At 46.4% G+C, this 14,450-nt stretch carries 15 protein-coding genes; 4 read left to right on the plus strand and 11 right to left on the minus strand.

All coding sequences use genetic code 11. From position 1 onward, the window contains the following. Positions 1 to 8 precede the first annotated feature (8 nt). From ACFQZT_RS02010 to gpr, 4 genes are all read right to left on the minus strand, one after another. Positions 9 to 176 carry a hypothetical protein gene (locus tag ACFQZT_RS02010; protein WP_379296025.1) on the minus strand — a complete coding sequence of 56 codons (168 nt, stop codon included), beginning with the start codon at positions 174 to 176 and terminating at the stop codon, positions 9 to 11. After that, positions 148 to 1,125 (minus strand): TIR domain-containing protein, encoded by a 978-nt coding sequence (locus ACFQZT_RS02015; protein ID WP_379296027.1) that lies wholly within the window; start codon positions 1,123 to 1,125, stop codon positions 148 to 150. Before ACFQZT_RS02015 ends, ACFQZT_RS02010 begins: the two co-directional genes overlap by 29 nt. After that, the gene (locus ACFQZT_RS02020) at positions 1,122 to 1,595 is read right to left on the minus strand and encodes a TIR domain-containing protein (protein WP_379296029.1); all 474 of its coding nucleotides are present in this window, start codon (positions 1,593 to 1,595) and stop codon (positions 1,122 to 1,124) included. Before ACFQZT_RS02020 ends, ACFQZT_RS02015 begins: the two co-directional genes overlap by 4 nt. Positions 1,596 to 1,742: 147 nt before the next feature. Continuing rightward, entirely contained in the window at positions 1,743 to 2,741 is a 999-nt protein-coding gene (gene gpr, locus ACFQZT_RS02025; protein WP_379296031.1) for a GPR endopeptidase, read from the minus strand. A gap of 196 nt (positions 2,742 to 2,937) precedes the next feature. On the opposite strand from gpr, the gene rpsT reads away from it, so the two are divergent. Beyond that, positions 2,938 to 3,207 carry a 30S ribosomal protein S20 gene (gene rpsT, locus ACFQZT_RS02030; RefSeq protein ID WP_379296033.1) on the plus strand — a complete coding sequence of 90 codons (270 nt, stop codon included), beginning with the start codon at positions 2,938 to 2,940 and terminating at the stop codon, positions 3,205 to 3,207. A 105-nt stretch (positions 3,208 to 3,312) separates the two neighbouring features. On the opposite strand, the gene holA is transcribed toward rpsT, so the two are convergent. The 7 genes from holA to ACFQZT_RS02065 all read right to left on the minus strand — a co-directional run bounded on the left by holA (position 3,313) and on the right by ACFQZT_RS02065 (position 10,217). Then, on the minus strand, positions 3,313 to 4,332 hold the full coding sequence (gene holA / locus ACFQZT_RS02035; RefSeq protein ID WP_379296035.1) for a DNA polymerase III subunit delta: 1,020 nt from the start codon (positions 4,330 to 4,332) through the stop codon (positions 3,313 to 3,315). Positions 4,333 to 4,674: 342 nt separating this feature from the next. After that, positions 4,675 to 5,877 (minus strand): anti-sigma factor family protein, encoded by a 1,203-nt coding sequence (locus ACFQZT_RS02040; protein WP_379296037.1) that lies wholly within the window; start codon positions 5,875 to 5,877, stop codon positions 4,675 to 4,677. Then, complete coding sequence (locus ACFQZT_RS02045) at positions 5,874 to 6,422, minus strand: RNA polymerase sigma factor (protein ID WP_379296039.1); 549 nt, start codon at positions 6,420 to 6,422, stop codon at positions 5,874 to 5,876. Before ACFQZT_RS02045 ends, ACFQZT_RS02040 begins: the two co-directional genes overlap by 4 nt. A 397-nt stretch (positions 6,423 to 6,819) precedes the next feature. Further along, positions 6,820 to 7,422 (minus strand): response regulator transcription factor, encoded by a 603-nt coding sequence (locus ACFQZT_RS02050; RefSeq protein ID WP_379296041.1) that lies wholly within the window; start codon positions 7,420 to 7,422, stop codon positions 6,820 to 6,822. A gap of 5 nt (positions 7,423 to 7,427) precedes the next feature. Next, complete coding sequence (locus ACFQZT_RS02055; RefSeq protein WP_379296043.1) at positions 7,428 to 8,561, minus strand: sensor histidine kinase; 1,134 nt, start codon at positions 8,559 to 8,561, stop codon at positions 7,428 to 7,430. Positions 8,562 to 8,564: 3 nt separating this feature from the next. After that, on the minus strand, positions 8,565 to 9,305 hold the full coding sequence (locus ACFQZT_RS02060) for an ABC transporter permease (protein ID WP_379296045.1): 741 nt from the start codon (positions 9,303 to 9,305) through the stop codon (positions 8,565 to 8,567). Positions 9,306 to 9,332: 27 nt separating this feature from the next. Beyond that, positions 9,333 to 10,217 (minus strand): ABC transporter ATP-binding protein, encoded by an 885-nt coding sequence (locus ACFQZT_RS02065; protein ID WP_379296047.1) that lies wholly within the window; start codon positions 10,215 to 10,217, stop codon positions 9,333 to 9,335. Between the two features lie 166 nt (positions 10,218 to 10,383). Here ACFQZT_RS02065 and ACFQZT_RS02070 point away from each other — a divergent pair, with 166 nt between their 5' ends. The 3 genes from ACFQZT_RS02070 to ACFQZT_RS02080 are packed head-to-tail and all read left to right on the plus strand — an operon-like array spanning position 10,384 to position 14,240. Next, complete coding sequence (locus tag ACFQZT_RS02070) at positions 10,384 to 11,946, plus strand: spore germination protein (protein WP_379296049.1); 1,563 nt, start codon at positions 10,384 to 10,386, stop codon at positions 11,944 to 11,946. Positions 11,947 to 11,950: 4 nt separating this feature from the next. Then, entirely contained in the window at positions 11,951 to 13,060 is a 1,110-nt protein-coding gene (locus ACFQZT_RS02075; RefSeq protein WP_379296051.1) for a GerAB/ArcD/ProY family transporter, read from the plus strand. Then, the gene (locus ACFQZT_RS02080; protein WP_379296053.1) at positions 13,050 to 14,240 is read left to right on the plus strand and encodes a Ger(x)C family spore germination protein; all 1,191 of its coding nucleotides are present in this window, start codon (positions 13,050 to 13,052) and stop codon (positions 14,238 to 14,240) included. Before ACFQZT_RS02075 ends, ACFQZT_RS02080 begins: the two co-directional genes overlap by 11 nt. Positions 14,241 to 14,450 lie beyond the last annotated feature (210 nt).

Genomic DNA, 14,450 nt, shown 5'->3' on the forward strand with positions numbered 1-14,450 from the left:
GGAGTTAGTTATACAACGGATTCAAAATCAAAAGAACCTTTGGCAACAATCGTTACGCCGCTGGTTTTATTTAACACAGTCGGACCGTTATAAAGCTTGACCAGTTTGGAACCGGAAGACTTATCGCCCTTCTTGGGGCGAGCTTGGCTACGAGCTTTCTTCATGGGCTTCAACATAAGGAATCCTTCCTTTCACAATGGATTTGAGTGAAGACACCAGCTTAGCGTTTCGTTCAGATAATTCCATCATCACCTGATGATGATTTCTAGACGGGATATCCGTCTTGGTTTTGAAATGTATGGATGACACAATCGTCGGATGCAGCTTTACACAGTAAATGTATTCAAATTCTCCATCCTCTTTATCTTTGGCTCGACCTAAGTATATGTTCGTATCCTGGCCGCGATAACACTCGGCAATATAACTCGTAGGATCATCTATGGTAAATTGATGATGGCTGCCAACTTGGCCTGCACGGCCGAATTGCTTCAATGTGACGCCATCCTCCAGCAGTTCAAACAAGGTTGCTGCGGTCACTTCTTGAAGCTCAATTATACCACAATTGGAATCAAATGTCTTATGAAATTTATCCAGCACCCTATCATAATCTACGCTGGAAACGTTGAGAGAATCCAAGGAATCGAACAGGAAACTGCGAAGCGCATCATTTTTGCGTATATCCGACTTTTTATAGCGCCTTTTTTGCGCATGGATGCTTGTTTTCAGCGGATACAGATGCGGCCCAGCAAGTTGTTCCAATCCTTCGTGCCCATCATGCCCAGCGATCATCAATGGATGATAGCCTTCCAGATAGTCAGGCAATGGACGATTCTTAGGCATGACGATAAACGTTCGGTTGTGGCCTAGTTCTCCTAAGCATAACCCGATTAAGATTAATAGATTATGATAGACCGGAGCGTTATCCATATCTGAATCCGTTAAGATGATGAGCCCAAAATCCGTCTCTTCCATATGCTTCTTCAGCATATTCAATTTATGGTGCGAAGCAGCAAGTACACCTTGATGTATGACCGTAACCTCTGAGACCGCCTGGAGTTGGGTTTGATAAAATTCCGCCCATATTGAGCTTTGCTGGGAACAGCCGATAAATAATTTTGGCTTCATTGTGCTCGAGGCCCTAATTCTTTAAACATTTGCTTCACTGTATACGTGGCCGGCCCTAATCCAGCTAGAAGTCCGGCGCTATGATGCGGATTATACTTCAATGGGGTTAAGCCGATTAAATCCGTAGCAAGATGGAAGGGCTCGTTTTCCGGAATAAGGAAATACGTTCTCTCTAAGCCTATTTGCCCGATGAATAAACCAAGTTCCAGTATCACGTTATCCCTGACCGTGCTGACAACGGTATCTCTAAGCAGCGTCAAATCGCTGGGTTGAAAAACAAAGATAGCAAAATCAGACGCTTTCGCCTTCTGGATGAGGGGCGCTAAAGTCGTTTGGGAAGGCGGGAACAACAACTGACTCCATACCGTCACTTCAAATGTATAGTGAAGATTAGCCTGCAAGGCCTCAGCGACTTCGATGCTTTCCGCGGATGAGCCGATAAATAACCTGGCTTTTTCCGAATGACTCATAATCTCACTTCCCGATTCTCATTTTCGTTGAGAACCATTTCGACATCCCGCTTCTTTCTCCTTCTAAAATTATCCATAAATTAGTTAATGACCCGAAAATTAAAAAAGCCGTCTCTACGTTACGTAGAAACAGCTTTCATGAACGATTTAATGCGTATAAGCCGCAACATTGTCGGCACTGACAGCTTCGTGCAGCGCAGCGTTCAAGCCGCTTGCGATTATATTGGCTATATCCTCGATGAACTGGTCGATCTCCTTCGGTGTTACGAGCAGATCGTGCCCGACCGGGTTCAGCACTTCCTTAACCAGCAGCAGGCGCTCCTCCTCTTTCATTCCGTCCAGAAGCCCCAGAATCTGTCCGGTATTGCTCGTCTGCTCGCTGAAATGCTTCTGCATCATATCAAAGGCATTGTTAACGATCGTGGAGGCGTATACGACGGTAGGAACGCCTATGGCAACCACCGGAATCCCCAAGGCTTCCTTGGTTAGCCCCTTGCGCTTATTACCAATACCCGAGCCTGGATGAATGCCCGTATCGGCGATTTGAATCGTCGTATTGACGCGTTCTAAAGAGCGGGAAGCAAGCGCATCGATGGCAATGATGAAGTCCGGTTGCGACTTCTCTACGATCCCTTGAACGATATCACTGCTTTCTATGCCCGTCGTGCCGAGTACCCCAGGTGCAACTGCACTTACAGCGCGGTACCCCGGTCCTACATCATCCGGCATCAGCTCAAAATAATGGCGCGTCACCATGACGTTATCCACGACGAGCGGGCCGAGCGCATCGGGCGTAACGCTGGAATTGCCTAGCCCGATAATGAGTACTTTTGCCTCTTTCGGGATCCCGATCTCGAGCAAAAACTGGCCAAATTCTTGCGCAAGTTTCGTTGCCACACGATCTTGCAGCTGGGTATCCTTTTGCCGTAGAGCCGGCACTTCAATTGTTATGTAATGACCGGGAAGCTTACCGAGCGCCCTGGAGCCTTCTTCATTCAGCACATTGATCTTGGTTACACGAATCCCGTTCTCCCGTTTCGTATCCGTCTCAATGCCCGGTATGGCTTGTCCCTGATTGGCAGCCTGTGCCAAGTCTCTTGCATCTAACGCAAGGTCTATATGTGTGGAGTATGCGTTCAAATCCATAACTGTTCCCCTTTCTCAGGTAGCATTGCAAAGCTTATTGTGCGACGAACATTTACCTGTTATTCAAAAAAGAAGGATGGTGAAACCTATTGACAGGTCTTGCATTTTCACTTTTTGCATGGTAGAATACTTAAAGTTGTCAGCAAACATGCAAATGTAACGTTGAACGTGTTTTGTGAAGTAGGAGGTGAATTTCATGCCAAACATTAAATCCGCTATTAAACGAGTAAAAGTTAGCGAAAAGCGCCGTCTTCGCAACGCTTCCCAAAAGTCCGCACTGCGTACTGCTGTGAAAGCTTTCGAAACAGCTGCAAGCAATAATGTAGAAACTGCCAAAGAAGCTTTGATCAACGCTTCTAAGAAATTGGACAAAGCAGCTTCTAAAGGTTTAATCCATAAAAATGCCGCTAACCGCAAGAAGTCCCGTCTGGCTAAAAAGCTGAACGCTCTTACGGCTCAAGCGTAACCCAAGAACATACAAACAAAAGTCCAGCTCTCCCACGAGAACTGGACTTTTTTCGTTCCGGCAAAATGGTGCTCCCCAAAAAGCTTTCACTTTTTGGGGATTCGATTATGCCGCCAGCCTGAGCAGAAACATTTCAAGCCCTAACACCTTATCGATCTTTCCGCTTTTCATCTGATAATCGAGATCGGCGAGTTGCGACATGATCGTGCATAGCTTATCCGTCTCGTATTTGCGGGACTGGCCCTCAGCTACTTTCACCGCGAACGGATGAAGTCCGATTTGCGAAGCCATCTGCTGCTGGGAATAGCCCTGCTTGCTCAGCTCTTTGACCTGCAGCATAATGCGGAACTGCCTGGCGATGAGCGCTGCAATCTTAATCGGCTCTTCACGCTGTTTGAGCAGCTCTTCCAGGATGACAAACGCTCGTTCCAGCCGCAAATTGACGATATCTTCGATGAGAATAAATACATTCTGCTCCGTACTGCGCGCTACGAGCTGGTCAATGGTATCCTCCGTTGCAGTGCCTCCGTCCCCTACATACAAGGAGATTTTCTCAATCTCAGCCGATAAAGCCTGCAGATTTCCCCCCGTGTAAAGGATGAGCTGATCAGCCGCGCCTACAGCAAAAGTAAAACCTGATTTCTGCGCTTGCCTGGTCACCCACTGCTGCAGCTCCTCCGCAGTGAGCGAGAGGAAAGGAACAGCCGCTTCATGCTCTTTGAGCGATTTCACGACCTTCTTGCGCTCGTCAAGCTTGTCCGCATCGACGGTAAAAACAATCACCGTATGCTCCGCCGGAGACTTCAGATAGTCGATCAGGCGATCCAGGTGATGCTCCACCTTGGTGCTCTCCTTCGCTCCTGTGAAAAATAGCGCATTCGTCGCGATGATGAGCTTCTTCGGCACCATGAACGGCAGCGTCTCTGCATCCTCCAGCACCGCTGAAAGGCTGAATTCACCCAAATCGAATTTACTGACCGCAAATTCTCTATGTTCCGGTTCGATCAACGACTCCGACAATAATTGAATAAATTCTCTCATTCTATATTTCTCGGGTCCGTAGCACAAATAAACCGGCGCCGGCCGCCCTGCTTGAATGTCTTTTAGCGCTTTCTTGGCATCCATCGTTATTCAGTACACTCCTTAGAGCTTCCATTTGGGAAGCTGGCATCTTAAAGCATCTTAAATCTTCCTACGTAAACATAGCGCTCTATCTTAACAACTTCATCTTACCAACAACAAAGGGATTGCGTCAAAGTCCGAAGACGTTGACGCAATCCCTTTGCCGAGCAACAAGGAAGAATTTGTCCCGAAAGGTTTCCCTCCCGGAAACAGCATCTATTTAAACACCGGTGCAAAGGCTCTAGAAACCTTTGGCCGAGTGACGAACCACCGGTTGATGGCGAATTCGCTTTTCATACATCATACGCAGATGCATCCGTTTGGTGCATACGTTTTGCAAATAAATTATGGGGAAATTTCCGTCTTCGCTTTCACGTCGATAACGATCGTCTTGGACGTATCGCCGCTGATTACCTGATAAGTCAACTTGTCGTCTTTGGACCACTCTACAAGGGAAAGCTCATCGGATTCCGGCCATTCCTGCTTGGACGTATAAACGATTTCTTGAGAGGAGCTGTCCCGAATGACGACATGCCGCTGCTCGATGACAGCTTCATAAGTGCCTGTCGGTGATTTCAATGGACGATTCAACTGAGAGGTTAAAGAATAAAAACCGTTCTTTTTCTCTGATTTTTCTTGCGGATCTGTCTTTTTCGCAACTGGAGACGGTGTAGGCTCCCCAGCTTTTAACGTATTGACAGCATGCGTATCGTCCTGTTTCGCAATTCCCTGATCCGGATTGGCCGTTTCCGACGGACTAACCGCAGGACCATTCGTATCTGCGGACCCGATAGATTGCGGATCCTTCAACCTTTCAGGCTCGGTCGTTGCCGGTGCCATACGCGCAGACGGATCTTTAGACGTACTCTTTGGAGAAGCGGATGGATCCATGGCCTTCGGTTTCTCCAGCTTCGCGTCGGTTGACGGTTGCGAAGTTCCGCCAGATGCAGGTTCGGCTTTATCCGGCTTCGCAGCTCCGGTAGCAGGAGTACCTGCGATATCGGAGGTTTTCGTCGTCGTTTTCTGATCAGCCGCACCGGCGGTAGCGGCGCCGGCCGGAGCAGCGTTTTGAGCTTTACTGGCGGACTCAGATTTGGTTGCAGGCGGAAGCAAACCGTCGGCTTGATCCAGCACCGGATGTTTCATGTTGAAAGTAAAAAATCCGATAATAAGGCCCGCTGCAACGACGCCCCCGGCGAACTTCCAAGAAAATTGCGACCCGAAACGGCGTGTCCAAGGGAGTTTGCGCGGCTGCCCGTCTGCCACGGATGGAGCTTCAGTGCCAAGAGCAATCGCCGGATCGGTAATGGAAGCCGCGGCATGTCGGTCAAGCTCACTTAATTGCGGCAAGATCGCATCGACCAAGCTGTATGGAGGAACGACCTTGGGCAATTGGGTCAACTCACTGGACAAGCGCTGCAATCGTTCGAACATTTCTGCACACTCTAAGCAATGCATCAGGTGAGCTTCAAGCTCATCGATCTCCTGTGCATGTAAATCTCCATCCAGTTGTCTTTGCATAAGCTCCATCACCTCTTGACAATTCATCCCCGAACACCTCCTTTCTGATATTCTTGGAGCAGCGACTGTAATTGCTGTCTAGCTCGAAATAAGTAAGACTTTACCGTATTCAGCGGTAAGTTTAACGACTCTGCAATTTCATGATACGAAAAGTCCTGCAAGTAGCGAAGAACAACAACAGATCGGTGGTGATCGGGAAGTCTATCGATCGCTTCACGAATATCTTTCGCTAAATAACCGGTCATAATCTCATGTTCTACATTATGTTCCGCTGTAAATGTCATTTCATGCTCATCAATGGAGACCGTTGGCTTCGCCTTGCGAAATTTATCAATGCAGATGTTCGTCACGATCCGCTGCACCCACGTCTTGAACAGCGCTTTTTCTTCATATGAATTAATTTTGGTATAAATGCGAAGCAAGGCTTCCTGCGAAGCATCCAGGGCATCTTGTTCATTGTTCAAAATATAATAAGCGGTTCGATAGACGTGAGCCTCGATTTCTCGCAATAGGGTAATGAGAGCATCACGGTCACCGGCTTGAGCGGCTCTAACCAGTTCGGGTGCTACCACTGGGATCCCTCCCTCTTGCAATCTTACTGACGCAGCTGCATCCAATAAGGTTGCACTTTATAGAATAAAAAAACATAGGCCGTCTAGCAACTATCAGAATAACAAAATTTCATCAATAAATATACACTGAGCCATGCGCATTACGTAGTATTAGACGCAAGAAATTAATTTTGGTTTCATGTAAAAAAATACACTTCCATTCAACCCCTTCCACAGGCATGTGGTAAATTACTCTCCATTGTAAGCCTTTTAACTAAAAGGCTATAGTACTATGTTTAGGTAGTACCTCCCCTATAAGGACATCTCTCTATCATTCTATTGACGCTGGTACAGAGGATGTTCCCGCTCATTGGACAAAAGAAAAAAGCTCGCAGACTTTGTCAGTCACGAGCAGCGTTTAGTTTAGCCAGCCATTCTTTTCAGCGATGGCAATGGCATCGATCCGATTTTTGGCGTCCAGCTTTTGTAAAATTTCAGAAACATAATTACGAATCGTTCCGCTTGATAAAAACAACTGTTGCGCCATTTCATTAGCTGACAACCCTTGTGCAATAAGCTTTAAAATTTCCTGTTCTTTGCTCGTCAGCGGATTTTCCGTCTCCCAGAACGTCAGCGCCAGCTCCGGCGATACCGCGCGGCCGCCACCATGTACTTTACGCAGCGCTTCGCTCAATTCTTGTATGGGGGCATCTTTAAGCAAGTAACCGCGAACACCGGCTTTCATCGCCCGCTGGAAGTAGCCGGAACGAGAGAACGTCGTCAGGATGACAACCCGACAGGAGATCCCGGACTCTTTGATTTTCTCCGCAACATCCAGCCCCGTAAGCTTCGGCATTTCAATATCCATAATACAGAGATCAGGCTCTAGCTTTAGGATGAGTTCTAATGCCTGTTCCCCATTTTCAGCTTGCCCGACGACATCGATATCTTCTTCCAAATCGAGCAGAGCGCTGAGCGCCCCGCGAAGCATACCCTGATCTTCCGCGATAATGACTCGCATAACTATTACATCCCCCTAATGATTCTCGGAACTTTGATGATCAACCGCGTCCCTGCACCCTTCCCCATATGGAAAGACATTGTGCCGTCGATAAGTTCCAGCCTTTCCTTCATGCCTAGTAAACCGCGGCCTGTTGACTGAGCCCGTTCCGGACGCCCTTCGCAAGGAACGCCGTTATCGGAAATCGTCATCATCCAATTGCCGGATTCTTCTTGCAGAATCAGCGAACATTTGCTGGCTCCACTGTGTTTAACGACATTAGTGACGGCTTCTCTTAAACACATGCCGAATATATTTTGCACCATAGGCGGAGCTTGAAACTGATCAAGAGCCCCCTGAACTTCAAACTCAATGGATGCGGCGGCTAAAATCCCTTTGGACTGCTGAATCTCATCCTGAATCGAGACGGCGTGCATACCCGATATCAATTCCCGCACTTGCTTCAGCGCAGCTCTAGAAGTCGCTTGAATATCCTTCACTTCTTGTACGGCGCGCTCAGGTGATTTGAGAATGAGCTTCTCGGCTAATTCGCTCTTCAGCGTTATTAATGAAAGCGTATGACCCAGCGTATCGTGCAGATCGCGGGAAATTCTCTGCCTTTCCTCAATCGTGGCCAGCCGCGCAATCTCGTCGTTGGCGAGCGTCAGTTTCTCTTTCAATTCATTCGCTTTCATCCGCGCTCGCATCCCAAAAGGCAATATAAACAAAATGACTAACGATGGAAAGATGTACCAAAGTCCTTCTCCATAGAATCGGTCAAAATCGAGAGTAACAACCGTTACGACAGAGATCAGCAGAACGGATAATACGGTGATGAACTGTCTCGTCGAAGGCAACATACCGATCATCGGAATGGTATAAAAAAACATGTATACCATGTAAGGACTGTCGTTAACCGTAAAGTACGAGATTAAAATAATCAGAGCGATAATGTAGGCCACTCTTCGCTTCTTATCTTTAAATCCTAATATGATAAGAACTACAAAAACGGCTAACAAAGCAAAGCCGGTCCACATTTGTGCAGACGGCTTTGAGATTAAGCTCATAATCGGAAATGCCAAGTAAAAGAACCACGTGACCCAAAAGTTATCAAAAGGCTTTTTTTTGTCGCTAAACAGCTTTTCAAACAGCTTTTCCATGAACTAAACCGCTTTCTGTTTTTTTAGGATATACGATGATAATACCACAAAAACGATCAGATATGCGGCAAGGATGATAACACCTTCCAGGCTCAAACCGCCGCCGGAAATGATGTTCCACGCACCCTGGCCAAAGCGGAATGAAGGTGAATACGAAGCGATATCTTGCATGATTTTCGGCATCGACTGAATAGGAAACCATAATCCGCCTATAATCGATGTTGCCATAAAGATAATTTGTGAGACCACTTGGGTAACCTCAACGCTTTTTAACGTACCGATCAAAATACCCAGTGCCATGAAAGGGAGAGCCCCTAACCAGATCCATAATCCACATGAAATCCACTGGGCAAAGGTGAGTTCAACGCCTTTTACAACACCCCCTACGATAAACATGAAGACAATCGTAACTAAATTCACGATAGCTTGAGACACGATTTTGGAAATGACATAGGCGCTCGAAGGAAGCGGCGTTATCTCAATCATGCGGATCCAGCCCTGTGTCCGTTCTTGGGCAAATTTGATGCTTAGCGTTTGAATACAGGCGCCGACAACCCCAAACACTGTCATTGACATCAGGTAGTACGCCTTCCATGCCACACCGCCAACCTCTGTATTATCTCCGACAGTTGAAGTGAAAATAAAGTAAAATACCGCAGGCATGATCATCGAAAATACGAAAAAGCGTTTATTCCGAAACGTTCTTAACAATTCTGCCTTACATTGAGCTATCATCGCTCTCATTTTTTACATCTCCTTCAGTTGTTCGAATTATTGTTGAACCAGAAACTGGAAGGCATCTTCCAGACCGCCGGTATGAATTTCAATATCTTTGATATCAAGCTGCCGTTTTACCATCGCGAAAATAACCTGATCCGTATCGGGGCTTAAAATTTTAACTCTGCGGCCGCTCCAGGTTACATTCGTTATCATCGGTATGTCGTTTAACATCTCTGAAGTTAAATGAGGGCCGGCGGTTAACAAGATTGTTTTCTGGTTGGTTGTCGCTTTAATCTCAGCGGACGATCCGTCAGCGATCAGCTTGCCTTTATTAATAACAACGATACGGTCAGCGATGCTGTCCGCTTCCTCCAGATAGTGTGTCGTTAAAATGATCGTCCGGCCTTGAGCAGCCATCCCGCGAACTGTTTCCCAGAAGTGCTGCCGCGCCGTAATATCCATCCCTACGGTCGGCTCATCCAGGAATAAGACAGAAGGATCACCGGCCAGCGCTAAGGCAAAACCTAATCTGCGTTTTTGACCTCCGGATAGCGAGGAAGCCCGTTTGTTCTTCTCTGCTTCCAAGCCGGAAATCTGTATCAGTTTTTGTAAAGGCATCGGTTTGGAATAATAGCTGCGAAACAAATCTATTGTCTCTAATACGGACAAGCCTTCTATTACATTCACATCCTGCAGCATAGCGCCCATGCGATCGCGTACGGATCGATCTTGGGGCTTGCCGCCAAGCAAGCTTATCGTTCCTTTAGTAGGCTGCAGCAGTCCGAGTATCATCGAGACCGTCGTCGTCTTGCCCGCTCCGTTCGGACCGAGAAGCGCAACGACGCTTCCCTCTTCGATCGATAAAGATAAGTTATCGACACCCAGCTTTCCTTTAAAATCTTTGCTTACATGATCTAATGCAATGATTGGTTTCAATCGTTCCACCCCATATCGATTTGTCATGCTTTTATCTTACCGCGTTTCGATTCCCATCGTAATTCACGCGTATCATCATTTCGAGATGACAAATGTCATATCCGTTTAATTCCAGTCAAAGAAGAGAATATTGTTAAGAAGGCTTGTCGAAAGGAGGGACTTCAGCATGTTTAAACAACTATTCGGCAAAAAATCATTGGCAAGGAAACTTCATGCTGCGACACAGCCCCCGTCCATCAGTCCGGAACAAAGTAAACCGTTGCTTCCTCAATTGCAGGAAAACCTGAACATGATTCAAACGTTGCTTCACCAACCGAGCGATCTGATCATCCGCCAGTTCATTATCGGAGAAGCCCAGTTTTCTTGCGCACTCATAAGCATTGACGGACTTGTCGATACGGCCCTTATTAATGAACAGCTGCTTAAACCGATGCTGCATTCCTTTGATTATTTGGTTGTTTCACCAGATGAACTGCTTACGACACTGGAACAGCAAGTTCTGACCGCGTATCAGGTGGAGTATCAACAACAACTTGATGAAGTCCTGCATGCGATCTTATCCGGCAACACCATATTCCTCGTCGGTGGAAGCATGCAGGCATTGGTCATTAGCAGCAATGGCTGGAAGTCGCGAGCCGTCGAGGAACCGCAGAATGAGTCTATCATACGTGGGCCAAGGGTTGGATTTACCGAAGATTTGCGCACCAATACAGCGATGCTCCGGCTAAGAATCAAAGAGCCTAATCTGGTTTTAGACACCTATAAACTCGGAACAAGGAGTAAAAAAGAAGTTATCGTCGCCTACGTCGAGGGGATTGTACACCCTGATCTAGTCCGAGAAGTTACCCGGCGTCTTCAATCCGTCAACATTGATGACATTGAAGGTTCCGGCCTGTTGGAGCAGTGGATTTCGGACAGCTTTCTCAGTCCCTTTCCGCTCATTTTAAATACAGAACGTCCTGATAAAGTATCAGGGGCGATCCTCCAGGGGCGAATTGCAATTCTCGTTGCCGGGGATCCCTTTGCACTCATCTTACCTATCACTTTCTCTTCGAGCTTACAATCGCCGGAAGATTATTATCAGCACTGGTTGATCTCAACGCTTACACGCATTTTGCGTTTGTTAGCAGCTTTCATCGCCACGTTTTTGCCGGCGCTTTATATCGCTTTACTTGAATTTCATCATGGGATGATCCCATCCAAGCTTGCTTTTTCCATTGCGGGAGCGCGCGAAGGCGTTCCTTTTCCAGCGGTGGTGGAAGCTTTCGTGATGGAAGTCACCCTGGAAATGCTAAGGGAAGCTGGACTACGCTTGCCTAAACCGATTGGCCAGACGATCGGCATCGTAGGCGGTTTAGTTATCGGCGAAGCGGCTGTTTCCGCGGGAATTGTAAGTCCGGTTATGGTTATCGTCGTAGCCGTAACGGCGATATCTTCTTTTGCGTTGCCGTCATACTCGTTTGCGATCTCACTGCGGATGATTCGTTTCGCCATCATGATTGCGGCGGCCTTTTTTGGCTTGTACGGGGTCATTTTGGCCTATATCATGATCAACATACATCTGGTAAACCTGATGAGTTTCGGCATCCCTTATTCAACGCCATTTGCACCGCTTTTCATCAGTGATTGGAAAGATTTGGTTCTGCGCTCGCCGATTATGTTTGCGAAAAAACGTCCTCAAATGATGCAAACAATAAATCAGGACAAAATGAAAAAAGGAGGTCGGTGATCCCATGAAGTTATTTGAATATGCGGATCGAGAAATTGGCATGATGGATATAGCCATCACCATCGCTTCGATGATCATTGGTGTCGGTGTGCTTAATTTGCCTAGAGACCTTGCCAAATCGACCGAATCTTCGGATGGTTGGATTTCCATGACCGCGGCAGGTCTTCTTGCAATTGGAACTGCTTGGATTCTTGCAAAAATTGCAACTCATTTTAGCCAACAAGGTTTTTTTGCCTATACGTCCGCTGCCGTCACAAAACCAATTGCTTATGTAGTGACAACAGCGCTGGCTGTTTATTTTCTTTCTTTTGTTGCTTATGAAGTGCGAGCCATTGCGAATATCTCCAAACAGTACTTGTTTGAGCGCACCCCTGTCGAAGCCATCTCGCTCTCCTTCTTGCTGGTGGTTGTTTATGCGGTTGCAGGGAGCCGTGTTGGCATTATTCGGCTTAACATATTATTTTTACCGTTTATTATCATGATCACGCTCATCGTCCTAGCTTTCAGTATGGGGAAATTAAGCATTGAAGATCTGAAACCGGTTCTCATCACGGACTGGAAGCATTTAGCCCTTGGCATGAAGGATAGCGTCTTCTCACTGCTTGGTTTCGAAGTCATTTTATTCTACATAACGCTCATGAATAAGCCCAAGGATGCTCCAAAGGCTGCGATTATCGGGGTAGCGATTCCGCTGGTTCTATATATAGCTATTTATCTCGTATGTGTAGGCGTCTTCTCTCAATTCGCCTTGCAAGAAATTACGTATCCGGCGGTAGAATTAGCCAAAGAAATGCAAATTCCAGGGGAATTTTTCGAGCGCTTCGAATCCATTTTTTTCACGATTTGGATTATGACCGTTTTCACCACAACATTCATGGCACTCGATTGCACCATTTATGCATTAAAGTCGATGATGACAAAAATCAGCCATATCACATGGGTGTTTATGTTAAGTCCCGTGACCTATCTACTTTGCATGTTTCCCAGAAATTTGACTGACTTTGCCAAGATGGGCGAACTAATCAGTTATACAGGACTAGTTGTAGCGATAATAATCCCAATCCTTATTCATATGGTGGCTAGACTTCGCAAGGTGAAAAGCGATGCGTCTTAGAAATGTAGGCGTTGTGTTGTCTTTAAGCTGTTTCATACTCTTTGCAACAGGCTGCTGGGATCGGGTGGAAATCGATCAGCGAGGCTTTGTCGTTGGAGTCGCCATCGATCTCGCGCTGCCAAATTCAAAGCATAAATATTTCGGCACCTATCAGATTGTCGTTCCCGGCGGTTTGAAACAAACCACTAGCGGCCCGGCCGGTGGCGGTGGCAGCACTTCCGGCAAAGCTTACTTTAACATCTCGACAACGGAAAACTCGATGCCGGCACTCGCGGGAAGGATATCCACAAAAACGAGCCGTTCCCCCTATTTCGAACATTTAAAAATGATCGTCATTTCACAAGAAGTCGCCAAAAGTAATGCTAATTTTGCCGATTTACTGGATTTTTTCTTACGAAACAGCGAGATGCGCAGAGGTGTGCAAATTATAATTTCAGAAGGCAGAGCAGCCGATGTTTTCAAAATCCAAGCCAATAACGAAAACATGCCGGTTGATTACATCACGTCGATTGCCAAAAACACGAGAAAAACCAATTTTATACTGCCGCAATCCCGGATCGGAGACGTTCACGAATTTCTCGTCAAACACCAGAGTTTTGCCATTCAAAAAATAAAGATCGAAAAAGATCAGGGTATAACACTGGCTGGAAGTGCGATATTCGCCGGAGATACGAAAAAGATGGTAGGTATTCTGACAGGTTCAGAAACGCAAGGATATAACTTTTTGACCAATCAGATCCAAGGCGGCATTGTCGAGGCGAAATTCGGCGGGTCTCGGATTGATTTTCTTGTCGAACGCTCCAAACGGAAATTTGTGCTGCAAGTTCAAGACCGGAGCCGCTTAAAATTTATCATTCGGTTGGAAACTGAAGGAAGTCTCGATAAATCGATAGCCAATTTAGATCCATCAAAAGATCAGGCCGTAAAGTCATTAGAGAAGAGAATAGCAGCAATTATCGAAAGCAATTCCAATAAGGCCATCCAAAAATTGCAAAAGTCATATAAAAAAGATGCGATTGGACTTGGAGCTTTTTTGTACCAAAATCATTACAAAGTTTGGAAACCATTAGAAGGTAATTGGGATGAAGGATCTAACCATTTTTCGCAGGTCGAAATTGAAGTCCAAGCTTCGGTCATTGTCCGGCGAATCGGTAACATCAATGAAACAACAAAGGGGTAGAGACTTATGTTGACTTCGTTTCTAGGCAGAATTCCCTCCGGGATGGTTCTCTTTTGTACGTTCCTGGCTTTTGTTATTCCTTACAGTGTGTATTGGGTTAACAAAAAATTGCATAAATACGGCGATCCTCCTTGGAAAGCGCAAGAGACTAATATGGAAGAACAAAAAAAACCGCAGCAGAATAGCCCTTGAAAGGCATTCTGTTGTGGA

The organism is Paenibacillus sp. GCM10027628 (genome assembly GCF_042676385.1).
GTDB lineage: Bacteria > Bacillota > Bacilli > Paenibacillales > NBRC-103111 > Paenibacillus_E.

Excerpts from the sequence above, each read along its gene's own strand:
- ACFQZT_RS02010 (WP_379296025.1), bottom strand. The coding sequence starts at position 176 with ATGTTGAAGCCCATGAAGAAAGCTCGTAGCCAAGCTCGCCCCAAGAAG.
- ACFQZT_RS02015 (WP_379296027.1), bottom strand. The coding sequence starts at position 1,125 with ATGAAGCCAAAATTATTTATCGGCTGTTCCCAGCAAAGCTCAATATGG.
- ACFQZT_RS02020 (WP_379296029.1), bottom strand. The coding sequence starts at position 1,595 with ATGAGTCATTCGGAAAAAGCCAGGTTATTTATCGGCTCATCCGCGGAA.
- gpr (WP_379296031.1), bottom strand. The coding sequence starts at position 2,741 with ATGGATTTGAACGCATACTCCACACATATAGACCTTGCGTTAGATGCA.
- rpsT (WP_379296033.1), top strand. The coding sequence starts at position 2,938 with ATGCCAAACATTAAATCCGCTATTAAACGAGTAAAAGTTAGCGAAAAG.
- holA (WP_379296035.1), bottom strand. The coding sequence starts at position 4,332 with ATGGATGCCAAGAAAGCGCTAAAAGACATTCAAGCAGGGCGGCCGGCG.
- ACFQZT_RS02040 (WP_379296037.1), bottom strand. The coding sequence starts at position 5,877 with ATGAATTGTCAAGAGGTGATGGAGCTTATGCAAAGACAACTGGATGGA.
- ACFQZT_RS02050 (WP_379296041.1), bottom strand. The coding sequence starts at position 7,422 with ATGCGAGTCATTATCGCGGAAGATCAGGGTATGCTTCGCGGGGCGCTC.
- ACFQZT_RS02055 (WP_379296043.1), bottom strand. The coding sequence starts at position 8,561 with ATGGAAAAGCTGTTTGAAAAGCTGTTTAGCGACAAAAAAAAGCCTTTT.
- ACFQZT_RS02060 (WP_379296045.1), bottom strand. The coding sequence starts at position 9,305 with ATGAGAGCGATGATAGCTCAATGTAAGGCAGAATTGTTAAGAACGTTT.
- ACFQZT_RS02070 (WP_379296049.1), top strand. The coding sequence starts at position 10,384 with ATGTTTAAACAACTATTCGGCAAAAAATCATTGGCAAGGAAACTTCAT.
- ACFQZT_RS02075 (WP_379296051.1), top strand. The coding sequence starts at position 11,951 with ATGAAGTTATTTGAATATGCGGATCGAGAAATTGGCATGATGGATATA.
- ACFQZT_RS02080 (WP_379296053.1), top strand. The coding sequence starts at position 13,050 with ATGCGTCTTAGAAATGTAGGCGTTGTGTTGTCTTTAAGCTGTTTCATA.